General features: G+C 44.3%; 17 protein-coding genes. 8 read left to right on the top strand and 9 right to left on the bottom strand.

Annotation, left to right across the window (positions count from 1 at the left end):
• Positions 1-145 precede the first annotated feature (145 nt).
• From EHO57_RS18135 to EHO57_RS18115, 5 genes are all read left to right on the top strand, one after another.
• Positions 146-2,836, top strand: a complete 2,691-nt coding sequence (locus EHO57_RS18135; protein WP_135642484.1) for an adenylate/guanylate cyclase domain-containing protein — start codon at positions 146-148, stop codon at positions 2,834-2,836.
• Positions 2,820-4,937: a FecR domain-containing protein gene (locus tag EHO57_RS18130; protein WP_135642482.1), complete on the top strand. Its 2,118-nt coding sequence runs from the start codon at positions 2,820-2,822 to the stop codon at positions 4,935-4,937. Before EHO57_RS18135 ends, EHO57_RS18130 begins: the two co-directional genes overlap by 17 nt.
• Positions 4,927-6,129 carry an LIC11435 family protein gene (locus EHO57_RS18125; RefSeq protein ID WP_135642480.1) on the top strand — a complete coding sequence of 401 codons (1,203 nt, stop codon included), beginning with the start codon at positions 4,927-4,929 and terminating at the stop codon, positions 6,127-6,129. The genes EHO57_RS18130 and EHO57_RS18125 overlap by 11 nt, the downstream gene beginning before the upstream one ends.
• 118 nt (positions 6,130-6,247) lie before the next feature.
• Entirely contained in the window at positions 6,248-9,592 is a 3,345-nt protein-coding gene (locus EHO57_RS18120) for a choice-of-anchor D domain-containing protein (RefSeq protein ID WP_135642478.1), read from the top strand.
• A 289-nt stretch (positions 9,593-9,881) separates the two neighbouring features.
• Positions 9,882-12,332 (top strand): hypothetical protein, encoded by a 2,451-nt coding sequence (locus EHO57_RS18115; protein WP_135642476.1) that lies wholly within the window; start codon positions 9,882-9,884, stop codon positions 12,330-12,332.
• Between the two features lie 52 nt (positions 12,333-12,384).
• Here the strand turns inward: EHO57_RS18115 and EHO57_RS18110 are convergent, their stop codons facing one another.
• The 5 genes from EHO57_RS18110 to EHO57_RS18090 all read right to left on the bottom strand — a co-directional run bounded on the left by EHO57_RS18110 (position 12,385) and on the right by EHO57_RS18090 (position 19,721).
• The gene (locus tag EHO57_RS18110; protein WP_135642474.1) at positions 12,385-14,250 is read right to left on the bottom strand and encodes an ABC-F family ATP-binding cassette domain-containing protein; all 1,866 of its coding nucleotides are present in this window, start codon (positions 14,248-14,250) and stop codon (positions 12,385-12,387) included.
• A 41-nt stretch (positions 14,251-14,291) separates the two neighbouring features.
• Positions 14,292-16,535 (bottom strand): PAS domain-containing sensor histidine kinase, encoded by a 2,244-nt coding sequence (locus tag EHO57_RS18105; protein ID WP_135642472.1) that lies wholly within the window; start codon positions 16,533-16,535, stop codon positions 14,292-14,294.
• Between the two features lie 62 nt (positions 16,536-16,597).
• Entirely contained in the window at positions 16,598-17,515 is a 918-nt protein-coding gene (locus tag EHO57_RS18100; RefSeq protein WP_135642470.1) for an alpha/beta fold hydrolase, read from the bottom strand.
• Between the two features lie 18 nt (positions 17,516-17,533).
• Positions 17,534-18,007, bottom strand: a complete 474-nt coding sequence (locus EHO57_RS18095; RefSeq protein ID WP_135642468.1) for a Crp/Fnr family transcriptional regulator — start codon at positions 18,005-18,007, stop codon at positions 17,534-17,536.
• 49 nt (positions 18,008-18,056) lie between these two features.
• Positions 18,057-19,721: a PAS domain S-box protein gene (locus EHO57_RS18090; RefSeq protein ID WP_135642466.1), complete on the bottom strand. Its 1,665-nt coding sequence runs from the start codon at positions 19,719-19,721 to the stop codon at positions 18,057-18,059.
• Between the two features lie 174 nt (positions 19,722-19,895).
• On the opposite strand from EHO57_RS18090, the gene EHO57_RS18085 reads away from it, so the two are divergent.
• From EHO57_RS18085 to EHO57_RS18075, 3 genes are read left to right on the top strand one after another with little or no spacing between them, the layout of a single operon-like run.
• Entirely contained in the window at positions 19,896-21,125 is a 1,230-nt protein-coding gene (locus EHO57_RS18085) for a DUF445 domain-containing protein (protein WP_135642463.1), read from the top strand.
• A 2-nt stretch (positions 21,126-21,127) separates the two neighbouring features.
• Positions 21,128-21,427: a hypothetical protein gene (locus tag EHO57_RS18080; RefSeq protein ID WP_135642461.1), complete on the top strand. Its 300-nt coding sequence runs from the start codon at positions 21,128-21,130 to the stop codon at positions 21,425-21,427.
• A gap of 10 nt (positions 21,428-21,437) precedes the next feature.
• Positions 21,438-22,421 (top strand): alpha/beta fold hydrolase, encoded by a 984-nt coding sequence (locus EHO57_RS18075; protein ID WP_135642459.1) that lies wholly within the window; start codon positions 21,438-21,440, stop codon positions 22,419-22,421.
• Here the strand turns inward: EHO57_RS18075 and pgsW are convergent.
• From pgsW to EHO57_RS18055, 4 genes are read right to left on the bottom strand one after another with little or no spacing between them, the layout of a single operon-like run.
• Entirely contained in the window at positions 22,418-23,521 is a 1,104-nt protein-coding gene (gene pgsW, locus EHO57_RS18070; protein WP_246050791.1) for a poly-gamma-glutamate system protein, read from the bottom strand. The genes EHO57_RS18075 and pgsW overlap by 4 nt on opposite strands.
• A 5-nt stretch (positions 23,522-23,526) precedes the next feature.
• Positions 23,527-24,003, bottom strand: coding sequence for a poly-gamma-glutamate biosynthesis protein PgsC (gene pgsC, locus EHO57_RS18065; protein ID WP_135642455.1), 477 nt, complete (start codon positions 24,001-24,003; stop codon positions 23,527-23,529).
• Positions 24,003-25,196, bottom strand: a complete 1,194-nt coding sequence (gene pgsB, locus EHO57_RS18060) for a poly-gamma-glutamate synthase PgsB (RefSeq protein ID WP_135642453.1) — start codon at positions 25,194-25,196, stop codon at positions 24,003-24,005. Before pgsB ends, pgsC begins: the two co-directional genes overlap by 1 nt.
• Before the next feature lie 40 nt (positions 25,197-25,236).
• On the bottom strand, positions 25,237-26,844 hold the full coding sequence (locus EHO57_RS18055) for a SpoIIE family protein phosphatase (protein ID WP_135642451.1): 1,608 nt from the start codon (positions 26,842-26,844) through the stop codon (positions 25,237-25,239).
• Positions 26,845-26,857 lie beyond the last annotated feature (13 nt).

The raw sequence follows: 26,857 nt of genomic DNA, 5'->3' as shown, positions 1-26,857 counted from the left end.
TAGACTTGTTTTCAATTTGGAAGGCAATTATACCGATAATTTAACAGAGGAATCTCGGAATCTACTTTCCGTTCGACGGGCGTTTTTTTTCCATTTCCTTTAGGGAAATTTTCGTTCCAGACCAAAATCCGGGATAATATAGCAAATGCCATCATCCACAAAATACATTCCCTTTGGACCGAACGGTGCGGTCGCATTTTGGATCCCTGCTACGGATCGGATCCAAGGGGCAGCCCAACTCAGCTCGTGGGCGGAGAAAGGGATCAAGACTGTCGTCTGCGTATTCTCCGAAAAAGGTTCCTCGCTTGTCACCGAGCTCGAAGAATCTTTGCATGCGGGAGAATGGAAATTATTCGCACTCGAGATCCCACCGGGTCCCGAGACGAATGAGTCCGTCTTCTTCTCTTCTTGGAAATTAATTTCTGCGACAGCAAAGTCTAACGTTCTATTCCTAATCCCGCCTGAGTTATCGGAAAGATGGGAAGTGCTTCTTTCCAAAATGGTCTTGGCCTCTTATCCGCATATTGCCACAGGAGAATTGTCCGCTTGGTTCCCGAGTCTTGCAGGAGGTTCCGAAGAAACCCTGCTCGGTGAATTCAAAGCCTACGCTTCTAGGAAGAAGGCGCCGAAAGAGATCCCAGATAGCACCCGCGGGGAATTTTCCGTTTTTCTAAAGGAGCTTCCACTGGCAGTTTCCGGCATCGAGTTAGGCGTCTTTCAAAACGGGAACGGAAAGGACGGAAATGGGAAGAAGAAACTTCCTAAGATCAAGGAAAAGTCGGACGAGTTTCGGACACTCGAAACAAAGCCGGTCATTTCATTCGATACAGTATTTTCAGGTGAAAAGCCTTCGAACGAAGCGGAGACTGCCTCGAGCGCCCCTACTCCGACGGGATCTTCTGCGGAAGCATTACCTTCTCCTAAAGTAGAAAAAGAGAAAACCCAAAAACAAGAACCGAAGAAGGAAGCACCAAAGTCTTCCGAAGAAGCTCTTCGTACAAGCGCCAAATTCCCGTTACAGCTGAAATTGATGGGAGTGATCTCCCTTCTTCTTACCTTAACAGTTTCAACTGTGATCTTGTATGCGTCTAGCGAGTTCAAGAAGAACTATGAGGTCCGGGTTTTAGAAACGAACTTCTCTTTAGTAAATATATTAGGGATCAAGGTGAAGTCCGACCTAAAGGATATCCGGGACAAGGGCAAGACCCTAACGGAAAAACTCCTGGATCCTAAGGGTCCTGGCGCGTATGCGGATCTATTCTTTAGGAACGAACCTGACTTTCTTTTAGCGGGGATCTATTCCGCTCAGGGCCAAAAGCTAAAGAAGAAAGTGGTTCTATACAACGATTCTTATTTGGAAGGGATCTCTTCTAATCGAAATGAGTTGGACTCCGCTATCGAACAGAAAGAATCCTCTCTCATCAAATCGATACAATCCGGCGGAAGGATAGACAATCTCACTCCGAATTTCAAAGAACCGGCCTTCTCCATTTCTGTTTATGACGCCTCTAGCAATTCGATCTTGATCTATATTCTGCGTTCGGAAAGACTCCTATCCGTATTCCAAAAACAGGATATTAACGTTCCTTTCCTGATCAACGGAGATGGGGATCTGATCGCTCACCACGATCTTCAGCTTCTCGCGGCCCAAACGAATTGGGCGGATCTCCCTATTTTCGAGACCATGCTTTCTTCCGTGAGAGAGGATAGCCAACAGACAAGATACGAAGACAGCACAAAGACCAAATATTACGGTTCTTACCAGAAGCTAGGTTTTGGCGGAGCGGGAGTTATCGTTAGTGTTCCGGAAGAGAAGGTATTCGAGATGGTCTATCGCATCCAGACCAAGAACCTTCTCATCATGGCGATCGCGCTCTGCGTTGCGCTTATCATCGTATTCTTCTTAGCAAGAAATATCACCATCCCTATCTTGAAACTCCTAAGCGCTACCATTGAGATCGCAAAAGGAAATTTCAGGATCGGAATTCGCTCCACTACCAGAGATGAGATCGGTGTTCTTACGGATTACTTCGTGAACATGGGCAAGGGTCTGGAAGAAAGGGAGAAGGTAAAAGACGCTCTCGGAAGATTCGTGAACAAAGAGATCGCGGAGATGGTCCTGAACAAGGAGCTGACTCTGGGAGGAGAAAGAAAGATGTGCGCCATCTTCTTCTCCGATATTCGTTCTTTTACCGCTATCTCTGAAAAGCTACAACCGGAAGAAGTAGTCGAATTCTTAAATGAATATATGACCGAGATGGTCCAATGCGTGAACGAGACTCACGGGATCGTGGATAAATTCATCGGGGACGCGATCATGGCAACCTGGGGAGCGGTCCGTAGTTCCGATCAGGATGCGGAGAATGCGGTGAATGGTGCTCTTCTTATGAGAAAGGCTCTTTTACGATTCAACCAAGGAAGAGGCGGAGACAAGAAGCCAATCATTCGGATCGGTTGCGGTCTGAATTTCGGTCCTGTGATCGCAGGACAGATCGGTTCCGAAGAAAGATTGGAATATACCGTGATCGGAGACGCAGTGAACCTCGCCTCTCGGGTCGAAGCATTGAACAAACCATTCGGCACGGACGTACTCATCACTCAGGATCTGTATGATAGAGTGAGGGACATTTTCGCCGTTGAGAAAATGCAAGCCATCAAGGTAAAGGGAAAGGAAGATCCGCAACAGATCTACGCAGTCCTCGGAAGAAAGGACGATCCGGATCGCCCAGTGGACATTAACGATCTCAGAAAACGTCTGGGAATAGAATACGAATCCAAGAAAAAACCAAAAACAGGAGATGCAGAAGAGGAACTGAAGTATGAAATACTTGACTGACGGCCGATACGTCGTCACAGCACTGGTCGTACTTTTATTTTTCTTCTCGGGGCTTCTCTATCTATACGCCAACGCAGGCCCGAAAACTGGGAACAATAAGATCGTAGGCGAACTCAAATCCAAGCAGCTTAAAATATTACGAAAACTTGATTCTGAAGTGGTTTGGGAGGAATTGGACGAATCCGATCCGATCCGCTACAGAGATACTATTCGCACAGAAGAAGGTGCAGAAGCAGTATTACTCTTTACTGATGGAGATAATTCCGCAGAGATCCGCTTGGACGAAAGAAGCATGATCCTTGTGGAAGATACGGATAAGATCAGCTTCGTATCCGGATCACTCTCCGCAACCGGTGGCGGTGCAGGTAAATTGCAGATCAGTTCCGGGGACACAAAGATCGCGCTCGGGAATTCGGATCTGAAACTCTCCAAGGACGAGAACAAAGGCTTGAACTTAGAAGTAAAGAAGGGAGAAGCCAAGATCGTTTCCGCTTCGGGCGAGAATGTGGTGGGTAAAAACCAATCCGCCGATCTGAACGGTGGAAAAATAGAAGTCCATGTGTTGAACTTGGAGACCACTTCGCCTGCCGACAAGACTTCTCTTCCTTTGAAAACGGAAACCACTCAGGTCCGCTTCGAGTGGAAACCTGCCGAAGGTGTTAGGAATTATAGATTAGAAGTCGCTAAGGACTCCGGCTTTAGGACCGGATTGAAGAAGGCGAATTCAGTGGGAACTGCTGCGAGTCTCGTTCTATCCAACGGTTCTTACTATTGGAGAGTGGTTGGTAAAAATCCTCAGTCCGGAAAAGAAGAATACAGTGCCTCCAAGAATTTCAAACTACTCTCTTGGTCTAAACCGAAACTGGTCTCCCCTTCTGCCAAGGAAGTATTCTCTTATTCAACTGGTTCGGCTCCTCTAGTACGTTTTCAATGGATCACTGCCGACCCTTCCGCGAAATATAAGTTGGAAGTGGCAGAGGATGCTAATTTTAAACAAATTGCATATTCCAACGATTCTTCCGCAGGATTCTCCAAATGGGAACCTAAGTCGGAAGGTCAATTCTTTGCGCGCGTCAAAATGTTCTCGGACCGAGAAGGATTTACCGAGCTGAGTTCGGACTCCGTCTCCTTCTCCGTGAGAAAGTCGGCACAGGCGGAGCCTCCTAAATTACTGAAACCTCTCTTAGGAGAAGAGATCGGAATTCGGATCTTCAAGACAGGTTCCTTCTTCAGTTGGAGCGCGAGTAAGGAATTCAAATCCTATTCCTTAGAGATCGCGAATGATCCGGACTTTAAGAATATAGTATTCTCCAAATCCACAAATTCCAATTTTATGAAACCTGAATATGATTGGAAGGAAGGCACTTATTTCTGGAGAGTGAAAGCGGTGTTCCAAACCGAAGGAGAGATCTCTTCTTCTATCAATCGCTTCGTTCTAAAACCTTTGCTTCCGATCCGCTTGGCATTCCCGAAAGAAGGTTCCGAGCTGGGTCATCCTGTAGATGGCAAATTGGCATTCCGCTGGGATAGACCGGATCCTACCGGAAATTATAAATTGGAAGTCTCTAAGGATGCAAATTTCAATTCCAAGGTCGTAGATACTACAATCCGATCCGGAGTGAGTTCGGTGACTCTTCCTAGTCCGGGAGATTTCTATTGGAAAGTCTCCCTTCTCTCTCCGGAAGGAGAAGTTCTGGTGGTGAGTCCGGTTTCCAGCTTCAAGACCTCGGATTCCGCACCTTTTGTTACACCACTATACCCAAGGGATAGGGATAAGGTAGACTTGGATGAGAAGGAAAGTCTGGCCTTTTATTGGGAAACTGAAGGAAAGGCGGAAGCCTATATACTTGAACTTTTAGAATCCGACAAAAAAGCTTGGAAAACGGTATTTAAAAAGGAAATAAAAGGAGAATCTTACGACTTCCGAGAGTTGTACAAGTTGAAAGAGGGAAAATACCAATGGAAGCTTAGCGCAAAATACCGGGATAGTTCCGGTGCGCTTAGGACAACCTTACCTCTTTCCAGGGATTTTGATGTGGTAATCTCTGCTACTCTGAAGGCTCCGGAGATATTGACTCCTAAGGAATTCTATGTTGAATAAAAGCAAACATTCTCTTCCTTTCCTTCCCTCCTGGTTTGTTTTAGGAGTATTCCTTCTCATATCCTTCCCTATTTACTCCAAAGAAGAAGGAGTCAAATTGGAATGGAGACCGATCCCGGATGCGGGCGGTTATATGGTGGAGATCAAAGATTCCAGAGGAAAGATCACTCGGGAAAAAACGAATACCACCTTGATCCAATTGGAACTTCCTCCGGGAACGTATGAGCATAGGATCGGAGTATTGAACCGTTACGGAAGGGTTTCCGTATTCTCCGCCTGGATCCCTTTCGAAGTGATTCTTTCCCAAAAACCGGAGATCCTCAGTGCGGAAAAAAACAAATTCTTAAACAAGGATCTACCTGATACTTTTGAGATCAAGGGAAGGCATTTTACGGATGCCACTAAAGTTATATTAAAAGATTCTAAAGGATCGGAAGTCTCTATCAAATCGATGGAGGTAAAGAATTCCGAGACCATATTGGTCACGCTCGATAAGAAAAGACCTCCGGAAGGAGCGGTTTCCGTTCGAGTGGAAAATCCGAGGAACAAGGTCACGGAAAAAGAGAACTATCTATTCGTAGCGGAGACTGAAAGCGATCTTGCCGCATTAGAAGCGAAAGGACAGCAAAAAGAATCCGTATCTTCTGGGGCACCGTTCCGATTCGATTATGGAGCTGTAGCCAGATCGGCGATCATTCCTGGTTGGGGGCAGTATTACCAAAACAAATCCAATTTTAGGACCTTCTTATTCCCCGCTCTTCTATTGGGAGCCGGAGCCTATGTCGCAAGCGAAGGAAATTCTTATTTAAGCGCAAGCCATGCACTCGCTGCAGCAAGACAGAATAACGTCTTATACAACTACGCATTCATTCACACAGGGAACCCGGCCTTATTCGATCTCGCCTTTTATAATTATACGCAGATCGCTCCTAAGTATTCTGCCGCAGTCGCAGAATACAGCCAGTTGGAAGTGGGGATCGGAGTTCTTGGATTCTTCTATCTTTTGAACTTGATGGACGCTGGATTCTTTGCAGGAAATAAGGAAGTCAAGGTAGAAGGTGCTCCGGGTCCTGTGACCGTATCTCCAGTCATTCGCAACCTCAAGGACCAAGGCCAGATCAATTCCTATTCCTTGGGAAATTCCCCAAACCTATTCCAGAGAATGGAAGTGGGCGTTCAATTCGCCTGGTAAGTAATATCTCGAAATTGATATATATGCCTAATTTCGACCATCTTTTGCCAAAAATCCATTGACGTTAGACGAATGCTCAAGCATCTTCCAAATTATCAAAAAAGCTGGAAGTTGAATCATGAGAAAGTTTTTATCAATTGTGGCTATTTATATATTACTATTACAATGTAATTTGCCATTCATATCGAAGAAACAAAGCGTTCTTCCTTTCTCATTAAATTACAGTTTATTCAGCCTACTCATCAACCAAGCTCAGATAAATATTAACTATAATCCGACATCAGGAGGAATATTATCCTCGCATAATATGAGCTTAGTGATCCCTGTTGGAGCCACTAACTCAAAAATTGAAATTTCTGGAAAACTCCTTAAAGAAATTCCTCTTGTTACGGACCCGAACCTTATTCCAGCAGGTATTGCTTATGAATTTTCTCCTCATGGGACTGAATTTAATTTTAATCAGCTTCCAATACTTACTTTCAAATATGATCGAGAATTACTAACCGAAAATAATATAACTGAAGATAACCTAATGATTTATTATTATGATAATGAATTAGAAGAATATGTGCCAATAGGTGGGAAAATCGATAAGCAGAAAAAGACAATTAGTGCCTCATTGGAACACTTTAGTATATATATTGTAGCAGCTCAGGCAGAAAAACCTACAAATACCCTTCCTGCGGTCGGGGCTCCTTCATGTTTACCAGCATGTGGTGCAGCGACAACAAGAGCTGGATCGCCATTATATGTTCGATCAGTAATTACAGATCCCGACGCAGATGGAGCAATTGTAGATGTGACTCTCTACTACAGAATAGTTGGATCACCTACATATAACAGTGTCCCTATGCAAATTGAAAATGCCGTTCCCCCTGTGCTAAATCGATATGCAGCTTTAATTCCATCAAATTTCGTCACTACAGCCGGAATTGATTTTTACATTACCGCAACAGATAATCTCGGCGGAATCAGGATCAGAGCGCCTTTAATTCGCACACCGACAACAAGCATATGTTCCGTTTCGAACCCGGCAAATTTCACGATTTCCTCCGGATTTCAGAAACTTATCACACTAGCTGGAACAGCTGGTACAATTTGTCCAGGTGCAACAAACATTACTAACATCATAGCTGAAAGCTACTCAATATCAAACGGAGTAGGCAATTTGAATTCCGCCGGCAGTAATGGAATACTCTTTGATGCACAAAAGACAGGAGTTGGTGTTCTAACGACTACCGTAGGTATTTTCACAACTAACACTTCAATTACTGTTAAAAATGGAGAGGTATCGAGCATTGAAATTCTCGATGAAAACTCACTCCCTATTAATAACGTACTTGGAATCAGCCCAAATTATAATTATTCTTTTGATGCAGTTGGAAAAGACGCATATGGAAATCAAATTTTAGTTTTACCGAACTGGTCAAATACAGGTTTAATTGGAAGTTTTACAAGTTCAACCTCGGGAATTTTGAACACGGCAGGAGGAAACGGAAGCGGAACGATTTCGGCCACACTAGGTAGCAAATCGAAAACAATAAACGTTGTAGTCACTTCAGTAAATCCGCCGACAACTGGAATTTTCGCCGTTCCTGGTATAAGTTCTATAACGATCACCTGGGATACTGTAGTCGGAGCAAATTCATATAATTTATATTATACAACTGACGGAAGCATTCCATCAAAGCTGAATGGGATCAAAGTAAGTAATGTAACTTCTCCTTACATCCACTCATCGCTAACAGACGGCACAACCTACAATTACGTTTTAACTTCTACAAATTCCGGGCCGCCCGGACCACCTACAGGGTATGAATCTTTAGAATCATCGCCATTTTCTGCGATTCCATTACCTGCAAATACTCCTACTTCACCAACTTTCAATTTAAAGATAGGTGTCCAAAGCCAAACCTTCGATGGAAAATATACATTTAATTCAGTACTTCAAAATACGCAAGGATCAAGTGTAGCATTTACAGTTGAAAATTTAGGGGCAGCTAACTTGCAATTTTTAGGAGCGCAAGCCGTGCAAATTTATGGAGCCAACGCTGATCAGTTCCAATTTACGCAGCCCATTTTTCCTGTATTACCTGGCCAATCTTCTAATTTTAATATTCGTTTTTCACCGACTAGCCCTGGCATCAAGACCGGAGAATTAACAATCCTTTGTAACGATCCGAATACTCCCTACTTCCGATTAAACTTAGAGGCGTTATCTGTTTGTTCTGGAGATGGGGTTGAAGATTTAGTAGGCTGGAATAAGAAAATCGACGGGAACTCAGGTGATGATTCAGTAGGAGGAACTGCCTTCGACGGTTCAGGAAATATATATGTTGTAGGATATGGAACAAACCTTGTTTCTACAACGAGTGGAACTGATTGGTGGATTAAGAAATTCAATTCCGCAGGCACAGAAGTTATTACAAACTGGAATAAAAAGATTGATGGGGGGATAGCTGCAGCTGCGCAAGCCATCGCAATAGACAGTTCAGATAATATTTATGTCGTAGGGTACGCAACAAATCTTGTTTCTACAACAAGTGGAACTGATTGGTGGATTAAGAAATTCAATTCCGCAGGTACGGAAGTCACTACAAACTGGAACAAAAAATTTGATGGAGGAAAGAATGCCAATGCAATAGAAGCAATAGTAGACTCCTCTGGCAATCTATATGTAATCGGCATGGGGACAAACCTTGTTTCTACAACAAGCGGAACTGATTGGTGGATTAAGAAATTCAATTCCGCAGGCACGGAGGATGTAACGAACTGGAATAAAATTTACGACGGAGGAAGCGATGCAAAACCTTTCGGATCTACAATTGATTCATCCGGAAATATTTATATTGCAGGTTATGGAACAAACCTCGTCTCGGCTAATAGTGGCTCAGATTGGTGGATTAAGAAATTTTCTTTGGCAGGTATAGAAGATACAGCCAGCTGGAATAAGATATTTACTAGCCCGAATCCGGGAAATCTTCCTGGCGAAACGGCAATGAGTATAAAATCTGATAAATCAGACAACATCTATGTATCTGGGGTAGCCTTTAATCTCATTTCCAGTAATAGCGGCTCTAACATGTGGATAAAAAAATTTAATCCAAATGGTATGGAAGATTTAGTAGGATGGAATAAGAGATTTAGCAACTACTATATAGGAGCCAACATTGTATTAGATTCGAGTGGAAGTCTATTTATAACTGGGGCAACTCCAAATTTATCTGGAGGGACTAATAACACGGATATATTCATAAAAAAATATTTATCAACAGGCTTAGAAGATACTGCAAATTGGAATAAAGTTTTCGATAATGGTTTCAACGATTACGGTTTACGACTATTATATCATCCTTCCGGATTTCTCTACTTTGCGGGGACTTCGTTGAATGCCGGCTCCCAAAATACCAATAACGACAACGATTGGATATTGAAGAAATTTCAAGCATCTGCTTGCTATTGAAAAGTCAAATGTCCCTGTTTGAGCAGGAACTGTTGATAAACAGAGAGCGATTTGGATCGTAAAGTGAATCAACTGTTCATTAGAGTTCATTGCATTGCATAAAATTGACATAATTAGTATATCCCTATAGTAATAAGGATATACTCTTGTTTCCTTCTTGCAAACAAGACAGGATACAAATTTTGTTTTAGAAAGATTAAAGCGATACTTCCCTTCCAAGGGGAATATTCGAATTAAGGATGCAATTTGGTGCATCTGAAATTGTTTCATTATTAATAGGGAAATGAGAATGGCAGGAGCGAAGCTTCAAATACGGAATTTCTACCGCACTCTTCTTTGCGGTTCCGCCCTTCTATTTCTGGCCGGTTGTTACTCCGGTCCTCATAACGGAAGCGTGCTAGAATTCCTGACCTTCCAACCCAGCTATAACGCATATACTGCTCCCGGTCCAGTAAACGTAGAAGTGAACGGTTGGACAAGCGGTGGGACCTTGGATGTTTACAATGATCTAGGCGAGCATCTTTCTTTTACCGGGGATGGCACAATGCAATTCCCTACTTTGATCAAGCTTGGTTCTACGTATGGAGTTCATGTAACAGTTCCGACAGTCTCTCCCCAGTTGGATTGCATAATTAGCAATCCGAACGGCCCGATTAAATACCCTCTGACTACGATCTATGTTACTTGTGGTCTGGTATTTCATGATCTATCCGTCCAGGTATTCGGCTTGGATCCTTCGATCGCGTCTTCTTCTCCTCTCGTTCTGCAAAGCTTGTCGGATTCCCTTAGCATTACTTCGGACACTACCACCGCTAAGACTTTCCCCACCCAGATAGGAGATACTTCCACATATACGATCACGATTGCTTCCGTTCCGACTGGGCATACTTGCTTCTTCCCGAATGCGGATGGTACAGGCTCAATGACGGGGAATATTACCGTTAAGGTAGATTGTGTCAGTGTATTAAGTGTCCTTCCTTCTTCTAATCTGGTAGGTGGAACGGATAAGATTGCGATCAACCTTTCCTATCATGGAGCTCTCTCCGGATGTTCCTATTTGGCAACCGGATCTTCCACTAGACAGGATGTGATCAGCCTGAGTCCCCAACCTACGATCTCTTACCCAAGCGCTCCGAACGATAATATGATCGTGCTCATTCCGGATGCTACCACTCTTTGGGGCCCCGGAGGCGACAGTGTGGTCCAATTGCAGGGATGTACTTCGAATGGGCAGCCTATCAACGGAGGAAATCCGATCTATTACGAGTTCACTGCCACAGGAAACATACGTTATGTGGACATTTCTAGCGGAAACGATGCGAATAACTGTACGGATGGGACCACGAATGTTTGTCAGACCATCCAAGCAGGGATCGCTGCCTGCGGAAGTACGGCTTCTTGTTCGGTTTATATAGCGCAAGGGATCTATCCGATCACTAGCCAATTGCAATTAGACTCTAAGACTTCCTTAGTGGGAGGTTTTCCGAGCGGATTCACTGGAGCAGGACCGGATCTCTCTACGTATCCTACTATTCTTCAGGATCAGACTACTTCCTGTGGGACCTCCTACACTGCCCTTTGTAGTCCGATCAATATTACGACTGCACTCTTAAATCCTGCTTCCATTAGCTTAACGGTAAGTAATTTGCGGATTCAGATCCATCCTACCGCAAGTTATGCGACAGGTATCCTTGTAGATGGGGCTGCATTCAACTCGGGACAGATCCGTATCTCGGATAATTTTATCTACGGTTATGAAGGCTCTGCTAGTGCTACCGCAGGAGAAAGGACCGGTGTAGTGGTACGTTCTTCTAAGAATGTGGTCCTCATAGGCAACTGGATCCGAGGGGATTCCGGCGCTTCTGTGTCCGCGGCGGTCCATCTGGATGACGCAAATGCTACATTCCTTTTATATAATATACTGGATAGTCTTGTTACGACCACTGGAGGCTATAGCACCGGGGTCCAAATGGATAATATCGCAAGCGGCTCCGTGGTTGGCATAGCCAATAACAAGATCAATCCGTATCAATATATTCTCACCGGACTGACTCCTACTAAATCGAACGGGATCACGGTGGCATCTACTTCCAGTATTGGTTCGGTCTATATCTTCAATAACGATATCTTCGTGGGAAATTCTAGCGCAGCCACATTAGGAGACGCTACCGGGATTTATTCTTTGGCCTCTGGCGGAAACATCTATAATATCTTCAATAACCAGATCTTCGGCAGGACCTCTTTAGGAAATAGAGCCGGTATCTATTTCCAGAACTCTCCTTCCACTTCTACGAATGTGCTCGGGAATAATTTCAACGTAGGAATTCCGATCCTCGTTGGGGCGACCCAATATACTTTCTGCGGTTCTGTACTTGCTGCGGGCTGTATCAATGTTCTATTGGTTCAGACACCAGTAGGACCGATTAACTCTGCCGGAATTGGAACCTATGCGAATAATTACGGGGACAACCCGATGTTCAAATCGATCAGTGGGGTCGCTCAGATCTCGGATATCTGGAGATTTAACTCTACTACGGGAACCCCAAGCGCTGCCAACACACCTTGTACCTCTATGTATGGTGGAAAGAATATATCCTCGTATATTCCGACCTTCTTAGTTCCTTTCTTTATCACTGATTTCGATCTGCATACAAGAACGACTACTTCGTATTCTCTGACTCCTTCCGGAGCAGATTCGATCTCTATTGGCGTTTACGAAATAGACGCAAACTGCCAATAACGGAATTCGAATATTCTAAATATCTCACGTCGGAAAGGATCTTTATAGGGACCTATTCTTTGGAGGCGAGATCTTCCCATTCTTTTACTTTCAGAAGAAGTTCTTCTTGTAATTGTGTGAGTCTTTCTCCTGACTTTCTTGCAAGCTCCGGATCGCTGGATTGCAATTTTTCCACTAGATCCTTTTCTTCGGTTTCCAAAGAAGCGATTTCCTTTTCTAAGGCTTCCAGTCTTCTTTTATCCTGGTATCCTAGGCCTTTCTTCTTCGTTGGATCCGTCTGCTTTTCTACAGATCTCGCAGAAGGAGTCTTCGTTTCCTTCTCCTCATATTCCCTATATTCCAAATACTCGGAATAGTTTCCTGGAAAACGTTCTATCCTTCCTTCTCCCTGGAAGATGAATAGATAGTCCACTACCCTATCCATAAAGTATCGATCGTGAGAAACCACGAGAACCACACCTGGAAAATCATCTAAGAATTCTTCGAGCACGGAAAGTGTAGGAATGTCCAGATCGTTCGTGGGCTCATCCAAGACCAGGAAGTTCGGGTTCTTCATAAGAAGAAGGACCAAATACAATCTCTTCTTTTCTCCCCCGGAGAGTCTTTCGATCTTAGTCTGTTGTAATTGAGAAGGAAACAAAAATCGCTCTAAGAACTGCGAAGCGGACCAGGTACTGCCGTCGCTCATCTTTATGGTGGGAGCGATCTCTTCTTTTACATAGTCTAGGACCTTCTTATCCTTAGGAAGATCCCTGCCCATCTGATCGAAGTATCCAAAGCTTGTATTCAGACCTGTAGAAACGTCTCCTGAGTCCGGCTTTTCCCTTCCAGTGATCATATTCAGAAGAGTTGTCTTTCCGGTCCCGTTCGATCCTACGATCCCTATCCTCTCCTTGCTCTTGAAAATATAGGAAAATCCCCCTACGAGAGGAGTGTTAGTGTACGCTTTCTTAATATTCTTTAATTCTAATACTTTTCCGCCGAGTCTTCGTCCGGAAACGGAGATATCCAAAACGATATCTTTTCCTGCTTTCTTTCTGTCTAAGACCTCAATGACCCTGTCTGTTCTCGCCTTTTGCTTGGTTCCTCTCGCTTTAGGCTGTCTCTTTAACCATTCCAGCTCTGTTCGCAAAAAGGATTTTCTCTTGGCCTCTTCCTTTTCTTCGATAGCCTGCATCTCTACCTTCTTCTCCAAATAAAGGTCGTAATTCCCGGGAAAGATCCGAAAGTTTCCTCGATCTATTTCCAGGATACGATTGGCGATCTCCTCTAAGAAATATCGGTCGTGGGTTACGAGTAAAACTGCCCGATCCGTGCTTTGTAGGAACTCCTGCAACCAAAGGATCGCATCTATATCAAGATGGTTGGTAGGCTCGTCCAATACAAGAAGATTGGATTCTTCCGTAAGTGCTTGAGCAAGCGCGACTTTCTTGACCATTCCCCCAGAGAGTTCTCCCATTTTTCGGGTCACATCCGGTATATTCAGTTCTCTTAATATATTTTTGAGTTTGGATTCCAGCTCCCACGCCTGTTTGGAATCCATTTCTTCCATTGCCTCGTGGTATTCCTTCTCTGCGTTTTCTCCTCCTGTTTCTAAGAGGACGCATGCCTTCTCGTAACGTCTAACTGTTTCGAGCAATGGACCGGAGCCGGAGAGTATATGTTCTAATACCGTTTTTTCCGGATCAAACTCTGGGAACTGGGATAAGAAGGAGATCTTCAGCTCTCTGTTTCGAACTACTTTACCGCTATCCGGTTCTTCTATTCCGAGTAAGATCCTAAGCAAAGTGGATTTTCCGGAGCCGTTGATCCCGAGTAGACCCGTCTTCTCCCCTTCGTCTATCCCGAAGCTAAGATTACTGAATAATTGCTTTTCGCCGATTGCTTTGGAGACTCGGTCTACGGATATGAGATTCATTCCCCTCCAGGCTTTTCGATCCTGGAAGAGAGGCAAGGATTTTAGAAAGAGGAATTCTTTTTGGAAAGAGGTACTTGGATGCTATAGCGGGTACCGATCTCTACAGGGACCAATTCCCATTTTGCCTTTAGCTTATCCAGTAGCATTCCCACAAGTTGCAGCCCTAGTCCGTCCGAATTCCGAACATTGAAATTCTTAGGCAATCCGACCCCATCGTCTCCAACAAGAATAGAAATACCTTCGGGAGATTTGTTCAGTCCTATAAAGATCCGACCTCTCTTTTCTCCTGGGAAAGCATACTTTAAGGAATTGGAAACCAATTCGTTAAAGACCAAAGCCAGAGGAATAGCAAAGTCCAAATTCAGTCGGATATCTTGGGATTCTATGGAATATTCCACCTTACGGTTTGCACCGAAAGATTGCACGAGCGCAACGAGCAAATTATTCAAATACTCGGTAAAGTCCGCGTCTGCAATCGTATCGTTTTGATACAGCTCCTTATGAACGAGAGCCATGGACTGTATTCGCCTCTCACATTCTTTCAGGATGGAAACTAACTTTGGATCATCCGTGAAATCGGTTTGCAGACTTAAGAGGCTAGAAACCACTTGCAGGTTGTTCTTTACCCTATGATGGATCTCCTTTAGCATCACTTCTTTTTCCTCTAGCGATTTGCGAAGTGTTTCCTCATAATGATATCGCTCCGTTACATCTCGGATGATCTGGGTAGCACCGATCATATTATGGCTTTCATCCCGAATGGAACTATAATTGATCTCTAATACGTTATCACTGATCAGACCGGAGATCTTTCTCTCTATTTTGAAGACCTCTCCGGTGAGGGCTCTACTCCAGTTCCGGATAATGGTTTCCATCTCCTCAGAATTATCCATGGCCATATCGTAAATGCGATTGCCTACGGTCATTCTTCTTCCGTACAATCTCCAGACCAATAATTCGAACGCAGTATTGCAAGAGATGATCCGCAGGTCCATGTCGACTGCACAGATGGAATCCTTCACACCTTCTATGATCGCTTGCAAGCGATCGTTTGTCTGTAGGATCTTTCTTCTGAGTTCTGCAAGCTCTTCGTCGGCTTTTTTTCTTTCGGTAATATCCCGAACGATTACCTGCATGAATTTCTTTCCTCTCTGGTCAAAAGCCACTGCAGACACTTCTACCGGAAATTCGGAACCGTCTTTTCGGACGAACTTCTCTTCGATCGGTTCCAATGGTTCCGACCTGAGCATGGCTCTCAAGACTCTTTCACTCACTACCTGCCTGGAATCAGGATGGATGAAGTCCGTGATCTGCATTCCTTCTACTTCTTCGAGAGAATTATAACCGAGCATCTTGAGTCCGGCCTCATTGATATATAGGACTTTTCCATCCGCATGGAGTCCGATCCCATCCGGAGATACTTCTACAAGCCTTCTGTATTTCTCTTCGCTTGCTAAGAGTGCAGTCTCCCAAACGGTCCTAAGGGTGATGTCCTTTAAGAACAAAACCACTTCCTTGATGGTACCTTCTCTCAATAGAGGAGCAAAGGAAGCTTCCAATTCCGAATTGGATGTTGTGGGGAATAATCTGCTGAAATGCCATTTGACCTTTTCTCCCGAAAAGGCCTTATTCAATTGTGCCAAGAAGATCTCTCGATGGTCTTCGGAGATATAGGAAAGGATCTTATCTTCCTGTTTCAATTCGATCCCGAATTGCTTCTCTATCTCCGTGCGACCGGAAGAGTTCACATATTGTATTTTTCCGGAGGGATTGATTCGAATTACCCAATCCTCGGTACTATCTAATAAAATACTAATATAGGAGAGTTGGTCCTTTAGGATGATCTCGTTCTTCTTTCTCTCCGTGATATCCTGAACGGAACCGTAGATCTGGGTCACTCTCCCCAAAACCTGATCCCAAATAGGACGACCATGATCCCGTAGCCAAAGGATCTCTCCTTCCGGACCGTAAACCCTGTATTCGTCCACTCTAGAAAGGCCAGTTAATAAAAACTTAATGCGTTCGTCTACAAGCGCATGATCGTCAGGATGGAATTTACTTAGATCCCTTGCGTTCCTAAGAAGTATGAGATCCTCGGATCTCATCTTGGCAAAGGATAAAAATGCATCGTTTACCCAGGTAAGTTCCAACTTACCCTCTTCGGATACTTCAAGACGATAGATATAATCGTTAGAAACTACCGGTGTGAGTACGCGTATCTCTCTTTCTATTTTTTTCCGGAGACTCCGATCCTTAAACCAATTGATCAATTTGGCTAGCGCCATCACTACTCCGGGAACGAATCCATTCTACAGGAAGGCAAATCCCTTCCGTCGAATTCAGGATCTTATTTTTTCAGGAACTCCAGGTAGACGTTTGCGACTTCTTCCGGTCTTTCGAGCATAGGGGCATGGCCCATATCCTTTAAGATTACTTTCTTAGATCCTAATATTCCTTTTTCTAATACGCCTGCTCCGGAAACGCTAAGCACTCTGTCAGTGTCTCCCCAAAGGATCAGGGTCTTTGCCTTGATCTTATTCATTCTTTCCTGAAGGGGAAAGTCCCCCTTGCGGATCTGCTGGAAGATAAGTTTATTGAATCCAGCGTTCGCAATCGCTTTATCCGAGAAATACGAAACTAGAAAAGAAGGAATGGAAGGTGGCTTTACGAAAACGAAATTTATCATTTCCTGGAACTCTTCCGGACTATTAGTGACCAGATTATTCTTTCCCTTTTCTAAGTTCTTTGCGAGTTCACTCTTTTCGGGGCTATTCACGCCGGAAGGAGCGAACAAACCCAAACTGATCACTTTCTCAGGATAAGTGGCAGCATACACTCCGGAGATCGCTCCACCCATGGAGTTTCCCACGATATGGAATTTGGTCCAGCCAAGCTTAGTGGCAAACTCATCCAATCGTTTTACCTGAGCCATGATATTGTAGTCCTGATCGGGGAGTCTATCGTTCTCACCAAAACCGGGAAGATCCACCGCGACTACAGTATATTTCGGAGTAAGCCATTTTGCAAAACGGGTCCAATTGTCTTTGTCCGCACCGAATCCATGAACTAATAGGATCTTTTCGGCGCCTTCTCCCCCTTCTAAGTAAACCCAATGCCAAGGAGCGATTTGGAGTTCCTTCTTGTCCAGGTCGGATTTCCATCTCTCGTAAGCGATCCCCGATTTTACAAGGGTCGAAGTACAGGTAACGGATCCGAATAGGATCGTTAAGGAAAGTAAAGTGCCGATTAAAATTCTATTTTTCATATTCTTCTGAAATGCTTCTTATGAATAACGTTTCTTTAATTCTCTTGCATACGCCAAGTCGTGGGTCAAGAGTCTCATTCTTTTCACTAGATACGTTGTGATGCCCTTATAGAATTTAAGAGCAAGACCGGCATCGCTATCTAGTAGCTTTTGCAGATGTTCGAACGGGATCTCCAAAAGTTCGCATCTTTCCATTGCCTCGACAGTCCCCGCTCTCTTTCCTTGGTCCAAGAAAGGGAATTCTCCGAAATGATCGCCTGTTGCAATCGTGGTCACGTTCACATCGTCGCCCTTTTCGGTAGAGGTCAGAATTTTTAAGGTCCCGTACATGACCACGTAAAAGGCCTTTGCCTCGTTCCCCTCTTGGTAAACGGACTCGCCTTGTTCTAAAACCTTATATTTGGTTTGCTCCGCGATCTTAGCCAACTCATCCATCGTAAAGTTGGAAAATAAATAGATCTGGTGTAGGATTTCTTCTTTAGTGTGTTGCATGTGTTCCTTACCAAAGACCGAGTCTCTCGCCTAGAAAAAAACCATCAAGCTACTTTCCAAGCACTGGGTCCGGAATTCTAAGACTGAATTTCACTCCGTTTTTGGTTGTGAATTCCGAGCCTGCCTTGAGTTGCATGGATAAGATCTCGATCAGTTGCATTCCAATACTATCCGGGCCTTCACAATCCTCTCTTTCGAACCCGATGCCGTCATCCGAATAGGAGAATAGAACGCACCTACCTTCTTGCAAAATACTTACCCGGATCTTGCCCGTCCTTCCATTCGGGAAGGCATATTTGAGGGAATTCGTGACTAGCTCGTTCAAGATCAATCCGAGAGGAATGGCTCTCTCTAGAGACACTTCTAAGGAACTCAGATCTAGGCAAAGCTCCACCCTTTGCGAGGCTCCATAGGCCCGGATCAGATTAGAGACAAGAGTACCGAAATAATTTTCAAGATCCACTGCCGCAAGATTCTCCGAACGATATAGCTCTGCATGAACGAATCCCATGGACTTGACCCGGTTCTCGCATTCCAATAGGATCTTTTTCAGATTCGGATCTTCCGTATTATCATATTGCATTCCCAAAAGACTAGAGATCACTTGTAGATTGTTTTTGACCCTATGATGGATCTCTTGCAGCATCGCTTCTTTTTCTTTCAGGGATTTTTCCATAGAACGGGTCATCAAATTTCTCTCGGTAACATCCCGAACAATTCCCATATAGCGATTCTCGTCGATCCGAACTGCGTTTACTTCCGTCTCCAAAATATCTCCGGACTTGCTTTTGAATCTTCTGCTTAAAATGGCAGGTTTACCGATCTCCAAGAAACCGATCTTCTTTCGAGTCTCTTCCCAACTTTCTTCGTCCAGTATATTTTGGAGAGTCAGGGATTGTAGTTCTTCCTTTGTATAACCTAGGAGCTCCGTCATTCTTTGGTTCACTTCGGAGATCTTGGTCTGCATATCCGTGATGATGATGGAATCGGAAGCATTCTCTACCAAGGAGCGATATAACTTCTCGCTCGCCTGCAAGCGAGAAGTAGCAAGAACTCTCTGGGTCACATCGAATAGAATGGAGAATAACACCCGTTTGCCGCCGAACTGAAGAGGACCGCTATACACTTCCATATTTCGGATCTCTCCGTTCTTCAGTCTATGCTTGAACTGAAAATACAGTCTGGACTCTGCCGCAGCACTTTTCATCTCTTCGAAAATTTCCGCCCGAGTCAGAGTATTGATATCTGTGATCTTTAATTTTAAGAGCTCATCTCTAGTATAGCCGTAAAAGACACAGGCAGCATTATTCACATAAAGAATATCACCGGTATCCGGATCTATGATCCATTTGATGGTTTGGTTTGTTTCAAAGATCTGCCTAAAAGGAAGATCGCTCGCCAGAAATTCCTTCCAATACGAATTTTCTATGAGGGAAACCGGATTTTCTTCCTGGGGAACCAATTCCAGCCAAACCATTCCATGAGTGACAGACCAACTTGCAGAAAGAGTAATATTCCCTGAAAAGAATCTAGGAGTCTTGCCCGGTTGCCAGCGAAGAGTGGTCGTACCCTTCTCCCCTTGGATATTCTCAGTTCCTTCTAAAAAATGAGAGATATGGATCTGGACCCAGGAATCCAAAGGAAGATTCGTCCTCTGGATCAAACCGGAAGGGTCCATCAAAATACACCAATTTGGAAAGAAAGAAGAGTTCATACAGATCCGGGAGAAAGTCCAATTCCCAAATATCATTCGACTCTAAAAAATCTTTTTTTCAGGTCCTTCTCTTCGATTCCGGGAAATTGGGAAAAATAACTTGCAGCGCATTCCACCGAACGGGACTTTGCATTAGAACCGAGCATTATAACGTACGCTACAGGAATCGAAAATATGGATCTATCCTTCTTAAGTCAAAACAAAGAATTCATCGGAATCATCATGATGCCCTTTACCTACGGATTCGTGGGTTGGTTCACGAACGTGGTGGCCCTTAAGATGACTTTCTACCCCTTGGAATTCATAGGCATCCCTCCTTATTTGGGATGGCAGGGAATCGTTCCGAAAAAGGCACAGAAACTGGCCCTAAAATCCGTGAATATCATGACCGAACGATTGATCAAAGTAGAGGATTTCTTTGCCAAGGTGGACCCGGAGCAATTGGAGTCGGAGTTCCAACCTGTATTGAACGAACTCATTCCTTCCGCCACACATGAGATCGTGCATCATATCAATCCGGATCTAAGAAAGCACTTGGAGAACGGTCATGGAGAAGAGATCGTAAAGGCTGTCCAAGACAAATGCGCTCATACGGTAAAGAATATCATGACCCAGGTAAAGGAAAACGTATCCTCTGTTTTCAATTTTCGCTCACTTGTATTACGTAAACTCACAGGTCCGAACGTAAAAAGGATCGTTGACATCTTCCAAGAAGTGGGCTCCAAGGAATTTACCTTTATCGAAAGATGTGGCTGGTACTTAGGAGGAGCCTTGGGAATTCTCCAAGCCATTCTCTGGAACTACCTTCCGATCTGGTGGACCCTTCCCATCCAAGGTGTCATCGTAGGTTATATCACGAACTGGGTGGCGCTTACCATGATCTTTCGTCCGCTTTATGAAAAGAGACTAGGGCCCATCAAATACAGAGGCTTATTCTTAGCCAGACAAGAAGAAGTTTCCAAGAAATATTCCAACGTATTTGCAACCCAAGTGTTGACCGCAAGAAACGTGCTCGAAGAGATCTTATACAAGAGAGCGGCAAGAACCCTAGTCGAGACCATCCAAACGGAAACAGAATCGGCAGCACAGCGTTTGAACCTAGGCGGGGTGTTGGACGCGGAGAATAAAGGAGAAGATTCCGATTTCGAGAATACCAAGAAAGAGGTTATCCGTAAAGTAAGCGATTCACTTGCAGGAAGTTCCACTAAACTTGAGACGTATATGGGAAGAGCCATGAGCATAGAGAACAATATGTTCAAGAGAATGAAGGATCTCCCTCCGGAAGAATTCGAACCTATCTTAAGATCCGCCTTCCAAGAAGATGAATATGTTTTGATCCTGATCGGTTCCGTGCTGGGAGCGATCGTAGGCCTATTCCAAGGCATCTACATGCTTGCGGTCTGATCATGGATCTAATTCGAGTTCAGGGTTCCGATCCCGAATCCTTCTTGCACAAACTCACCCGCGCACTTGCGGGTGGGGAATTGGGAAGGATCACAAAATTCGATCTGAAGGATGATGATTTCTGCATACGCTTTAGCGGGTTAGGCGAATCCCGCATCTGGTTTACATTAGAAAGAGAAGAAAGCGGTTTTCTTGCCACGAAAAAAAGAGAAAAGATTGCTTTACTCCATCTTGCATTTAGGCAAGAAATGGAAAAAAATCTAGAAGGCGTCTTAATACGATTAGGAGCCGAGATCTCTTAAACTTTTTCGAATGTTACAAATTGGTTCGGATCCTAAAATCGCAGAACTTCCTTCCGGGATCCGAATCGCTTACCAGATCTTTCCAGGCAAATCCCAAATTCCCCTCTTCTGTGTTCATGGCCTGACCGGAAATCTCCGAAACTTCGAACCGATCGCAAAGAGTCTTTCTAAGAAAGGCATCACAGTAATTACTTACGATCTAAGAGGAAGAGGAAAGTCGGATAAACCTAAAACGGAATACTCCCCTAAGATACATGCCCAGGACCTGAAAGAACTCGCGAACTTTCTTGGGTATGGAAAGATCTTCGTTCTCTCTCATTCTTTGGGAAGTTGGATCACTCTTAGGCTTGCAGAAAAGTATCCCGGCTTTATAGACAAGGCGATCCTCGTAGACGGTGGCGGAGAATTATCCGTCAAACGAAAGATCTCCAATCTGATCATGATCCAAAGTTCCTTAGCCAGACTCGGGAGAAATATCCCGAACAAGGAAGTCTATTTAGAGGAAGCTAAGAAGTCCCCTATTCTTTCCGCTTGGAACGAGAATATTCAGGATTTCTTATTGTACGAATTGGAATCTTCGGGAACACTCAGTCCTTCTCTAATGCCAAAGGGAGAAACTAGGCCTTTCGGTCCAGTGCTTTGTTCCATTCCCCCATTTGTGATCGAATCCGAATTGAAGAGTATGGGAGGTTCTATGACCCTTTCCGGGATCGCATTGCGTTTCCTAAAGAGTCCGATCGAATTCATCCGATCCGTTCGAGAGAATCGGGTCATGCCATATTGGGCGCTGGATTTTCCAGTATTAGTCATCCGCGCCTTAAAACCCAATTTCAAACCGGGAGACGAATTACTCCCGAATTCTGCCATCCGAAAAATGAAAGAGAAGATCAAGGATCTGCAAGTCCTAGAATTGAAGGACAAGAACCATTACGAATGCGTCCTCTTGGAAGATGCGGTAAGAGACGCTGAAATTTATAATTTTCTAAAATCCTAAAGGGATTGGTCCTTGTCCTCTTCTAAGAAAGAGTCCGTCCTAAAAAATACGTAGAGCATAACCAGCAATGAGGCAAGACCAAGCAAGACTAACCATAGATGATACTCTAGGGTCTTGAATATCTTTCCTTCCCCTGGCATAGGGATCTTCGAGAAAGAAGTAGGAAACCCGTTTTCCCTCGCTAATGTCTCTATACTGACTAAATGAAGTACAGGAACCCCTTTTTCACTAAAGTCCCTCATCACAGAGTCTCTAGATCTCGAAGAAACGGGAGGTTTTAGATTCAACCCGGGAGAAAATTCCCTCGAACCGGACTGGGTTCCGACGGAAACGGTTCCTCCTCCCACATTGATATATGCCTTATATTGAGAGATCGGAAGAACAGACTCGTATAGTCTTCTTCTTTCTTCGAGACTTTGGGAATAGGAATTACTTACGACCAAGGGCAAGGTATTCCTCAGAGCTGCCTTTTCCAAAAGCATTATTCCTTCCTTCGGGATCCCAAGAGCGCGATCCTCCACTCCTCCCAAACTAAGAGCGATCGATCTATATGGAAGAATATTCCGTTTCTCTAATTCTCTCTCCATATCGGCCCAGAGAAGTCCCGGATCGTTCGCTCCCCATTGAGAAGAAGAAAGACTAGAAATAGAGACTACTTTTAGATCCAATACCTTGGCGGCAGAATACACGCAAATATTCAAGGCAGGAAAGGATCCGGAGAATGCGATAGCGATCGTATCGCCTCGTCTTACTCCGCCACGAAAGAGGTCCTCCAGAATAAGGGCTGCAAAGTTCGGATTCATAGAGATCTGTTTTGCCCTCAGTACCCCTAAATTGCTTGTGACTGGGGTAAAGAATTCACCGATCAAACCTGAATTTGACGGATCGAATTCGGAGCGGATCTCTTTTCCTCTCTCCACTTGGATCTTTTTAATTTCTTGGAATGCGCGTAAAGCCAACCGAGAGGCTTCTAATTTTTCCTCACTATGCGATTGCGTTTTTTCTTCTTTGTAAGTCTCTACTAAATACAAAACAAAGAGGGAAAAGATCCCGAAGGCTAAATAATATCCTACCGAACGAGGAGAGGATCTCCAATACATTCCCTTCAAGAAATTAACTCCTTTCCCAAAAATAAGATCAGGAGTAAACGAACGATGACGGAAGCACCGAGTAGAGAAGCGATCGTCTCTATACAACCTTGCCTATCCATCCAAACAGCAATGAGCCCGGGAATGATATGACCGATCGCTCTTGCTTCCGAAGAAAGGATCGGAAAGTCGGATCTTAACGAAGAGAATAAGAAAGGAAAGATCCATTCGTTGCAAGCAGCATCCAAGATAAATCCAAGTAGGAGCAGAATGGCAGTCCTTCTTTTTCCATACAGGATCGTGAAACCGGAAAGAACCTTGCCGGACCAGAACACGAGTAGACTTATAAGAAGAGTGAGTAGAATGCTGATCGGGTTTTGCAATTGCAATGCAAAATATCCGGGGACGACTAACCCTCCCGCAATCCCAAAAAACTCGGAAAAGAAAAGGCTGACCCCGAGACCGAGCCCTATGGATATACTTAATAAATCCATTATACTTGGACCAAGCCTTCTTTCTTTTGTAAGGATTGGACGAATTGTATCCCAAGCCCGCCTATATTTCCGAGGCCGACTACCAAGGCTTTCGAAGAGACCAACTCTTCTAATTTCAGAAAGACGTTTGAGATATCTGTATCTTCTAATAAGACCAATCGATCCGGACCGGATCCCAACTTACGCGCCGAGTTCGCGAATACAGAGGTGCCCTCTCCCGTACATAGTATAAGATCCGCCGGGAATTCCTTCCAGGAAAGGATCTCCTTTGCCATCTGTTCCGACCTCTCCGGCCTGTCCTTTCTACAATTGACCAACGCGATCCGTAAGCCAATGTCCTTAGATGCCGAATTTGCCAGATCCCAGACCTGCTGAGCGGAATACGGATCGTTTGCCGCAAACCCATTTACGAATCGGATCTCCGCTTTTCCTAAGGAGAATTCACAAGCGAAACTCGCGCCAAGATCGAAAGGAGAGGCCCACATTCCCCGGATCGCGATATCGGGAGTCACACCCAAACTCTCGCATACCTCTAACGCCAAGATCACATTCTCAAAATGTTCATAATATGCGAAATTTTGCATATATCTATTCGCATCGTATTTTTCTTTCGAGACGGAAATGAGCCTGGACCTTTTCTTTGTAGAGACTTTTTGCAGAAGAGGCAGAAATTCTTTCTCCGTAGTGAATACTACCTGCCCCTTGGGAATAGATCCGGAAATTGCCAAGGCCACGTCTCCTAGAGACGGACCCATGATCTCTAAATGATCCTCTCTGATATTCGTGATCACTGCATGAGTGGCAGAGATCAACTTTTCTTCCGAGACTTTTTGGTTCAAAGGAATGAGCGCCATGCATTCCAGAACGATCGCATCCGCAGAATGAAGAGAAGCCTCCTCTATCGCGTCTTTCTGTTCCAGTATATTCGGCACTCCGAATCTTCTAATATCTCTTTCGGAGCCGTCGGGAAGAATAAATATAGGAAGAGTTCCCGTTGTCTTTGCGAAAACCTTGAGTCCGCCTTCTCTCAAACCCGCCGCGATCAGTCGGGTAACGGAACTTTTTCCTCTGGTGCCGTTCACATGGATGCGAATAGGAATTCTTTCCCTTCTCTTTGTATGGAAATAGTATTCGATGGATCCGAATAAGATCAGGACCGCAAACAAAAAGAGTAATACAAGGATCTCGAACACAATTGGAAATTAGAAAGCAGGAAGCAATGAGTCAACAGGATTATACGAGAGAAATAGAAATCAGAGTAATATCATCTTGAGGTTCTTTTCCGCCTAAGTGAGCTCTCATTTCTTTAACGATCTGATTTTGTAATTCCCTTCCTCCTAGACGAGTTTCCTTGAAGATGGCTTCGATCCTTTCCTCACCGAAAGGATTCTGCTCCGAATCGAATTCCTCAAAGATCCCATCCGTAAGCATTAGAATGCTGTCCCCCTGGGAGTATTCGTATTCTTCTTCCGTATATTCCATTTTAGAGTTGAGCCCTAAAAGAGAGCCTGTTCTTTCCAAGAGTTTTACTTCTCCCTTGGATTTCCAAAGAAGAGCCGGATGTCCTCCGGAGGCAAATCGGATCTTTCTATCTATGGTATCAATATCCAAGATAAAACAGGAGAAATACATTTGCAGATTCTTGAAATTTCTACAGTAATCCGTATTGATCCCTCGGATCAACTCAACGGGAGAATCCGCCAAATACTTTAAAGGTTCATAAACTCCTTTGATGGTCATGGTCACAAGAGCGGCCTGCACTCCATGACCGGTCGCGTCCGCAAGAATGATCCGAAGAACGCCCGGACGAGACTCGAAGATATCGTACCAATCCCCACCTACTTCCATCAAAGGAAGATACGTGATATGAGTTTGCACTCCAGGAAGAGCATAATCGATAGGCGGAAGTAAACTGTTCTGCACTCGTTTGGCAAGATTCAGCTCTTCCTTCATCAATCTAAAGAATTTAGCAAGTTCGTTAGACCTTGCCTCAACCTCCGCCTCTAGGTTTTCCAAAAGATCCTCTCTTTCTCGGTCTACCTTCTTCAGTTCTTCGACGGTGCCCCTCAGTTTTTTCTGAGTAAGGGTCCTCTCCGTGATATCCCTTAAAATCAAAGTGTATCCTCTTCCCGAAGAGGTGTTTACTTTAGAAACAGAAGCCTCTATGATAGGTACGGTCCCATTCTTTCGTTTTGCCTTGAAAGGACCAAAAACCCCTCTCTCCGGTTCCTCCCCTAGCTTTCGTATTACCGAAGGAAGCAACGATGTGTATCTTTCGGGTAAGAAGAAGGAAACAGGTTTTCCGGTAACTTCCCAAGAAGTATAGCCAAACAAACTTTCCGCAGCCGGATTGATCATGCTCACTTCTAAAAGTTCGTTCAAGGAAAGAATAGGATCCAGAGACGTGCGAACAAGCTCGGAAAGTCTTTCTTCCGATTCCTTGAGCTTGACTTCTCCTTCTTTTCTGGAAGTTACATCCCGGAGATAGACTGCGATGTCCTCCGGAGAAGGAAAAATGCGTACTTCATACCAGATCTTCTCGGTCGGATCTAGGATCTCCATATCCTTAGGAAGACCGGTTTGCATGGCTTCTACCATGTTCGGGAAAAGATTGCTGAAATTGAATTGAGGAAGTACTTCCGGTAGCCTCTTGCCTACCAGGTTTTCTCGGATAATGTCGAGAAGCTTTTCTGCCTCAAAATTAGCGTATAGAATACGCAAATCCCTGTCCAGGGAAAGGAAGGCGTCGGTAATTCTTTCTAAGATCCGAATTACATCTTTTCTAGAGGCAGAGCGAAAGGCAGCTCGGATCCCGGAAGACTGTTCTTCGGTATCGGACATAGGAAGACCTTAA

It is taken from the genome of Leptospira langatensis, from assembly GCF_004770615.1.
GTDB classification, from domain to species: domain Bacteria; phylum Spirochaetota; class Leptospiria; order Leptospirales; family Leptospiraceae; genus Leptospira_B; species Leptospira_B langatensis.
The sequence above is the reverse complement of the archived record's forward strand: the minus strand, read 5'-3'. Positions and strand labels throughout refer to the sequence as shown.

Bases quoted from the DNA above. Each gene is read 5' to 3' on its own strand.
- EHO57_RS18080 (WP_135642461.1), top strand. From the start codon at position 21,128: ATGGATCTAATTCGAGTTCAGGGTTCCGATCCCGAATCCTTCTTGCAC.
- EHO57_RS18090 (WP_135642466.1), bottom strand. From the start codon at position 19,721: ATGAACTCTTCTTTCTTTCCAAATTGGTGTATTTTGATGGACCCTTCC.
- pgsW (WP_246050791.1), bottom strand. From the start codon at position 23,521: ATGTATTGGAGATCCTCTCCTCGTTCGGTAGGATATTATTTAGCCTTC.
- EHO57_RS18135 (WP_135642484.1), top strand. From the start codon at position 146: ATGCCATCATCCACAAAATACATTCCCTTTGGACCGAACGGTGCGGTC.
- EHO57_RS18115 (WP_135642476.1), top strand. From the start codon at position 9,882: ATGGCAGGAGCGAAGCTTCAAATACGGAATTTCTACCGCACTCTTCTT.
- EHO57_RS18120 (WP_135642478.1), top strand. From the start codon at position 6,248: ATGAGAAAGTTTTTATCAATTGTGGCTATTTATATATTACTATTACAA.
- EHO57_RS18085 (WP_135642463.1), top strand. From the start codon at position 19,896: ATGGATCTATCCTTCTTAAGTCAAAACAAAGAATTCATCGGAATCATC.
- EHO57_RS18125 (WP_135642480.1), top strand. From the start codon at position 4,927: ATGTTGAATAAAAGCAAACATTCTCTTCCTTTCCTTCCCTCCTGGTTT.
- EHO57_RS18110 (WP_135642474.1), bottom strand. From the start codon at position 14,250: ATGAATCTCATATCCGTAGACCGAGTCTCCAAAGCAATCGGCGAAAAG.
- EHO57_RS18055 (WP_135642451.1), bottom strand. From the start codon at position 26,844: ATGTCCGATACCGAAGAACAGTCTTCCGGGATCCGAGCTGCCTTTCGC.
- EHO57_RS18095 (WP_135642468.1), bottom strand. From the start codon at position 18,007: ATGCAACACACTAAAGAAGAAATCCTACACCAGATCTATTTATTTTCC.
- EHO57_RS18100 (WP_135642470.1), bottom strand. From the start codon at position 17,515: ATGAAAAATAGAATTTTAATCGGCACTTTACTTTCCTTAACGATCCTA.
- EHO57_RS18130 (WP_135642482.1), top strand. From the start codon at position 2,820: ATGAAATACTTGACTGACGGCCGATACGTCGTCACAGCACTGGTCGTA.
- EHO57_RS18105 (WP_135642472.1), bottom strand. From the start codon at position 16,535: ATGGCGCTAGCCAAATTGATCAATTGGTTTAAGGATCGGAGTCTCCGG.
- EHO57_RS18075 (WP_135642459.1), top strand. From the start codon at position 21,438: ATGTTACAAATTGGTTCGGATCCTAAAATCGCAGAACTTCCTTCCGGG.
- pgsC (WP_135642455.1), bottom strand. From the start codon at position 24,003: ATGGATTTATTAAGTATATCCATAGGGCTCGGTCTCGGGGTCAGCCTT.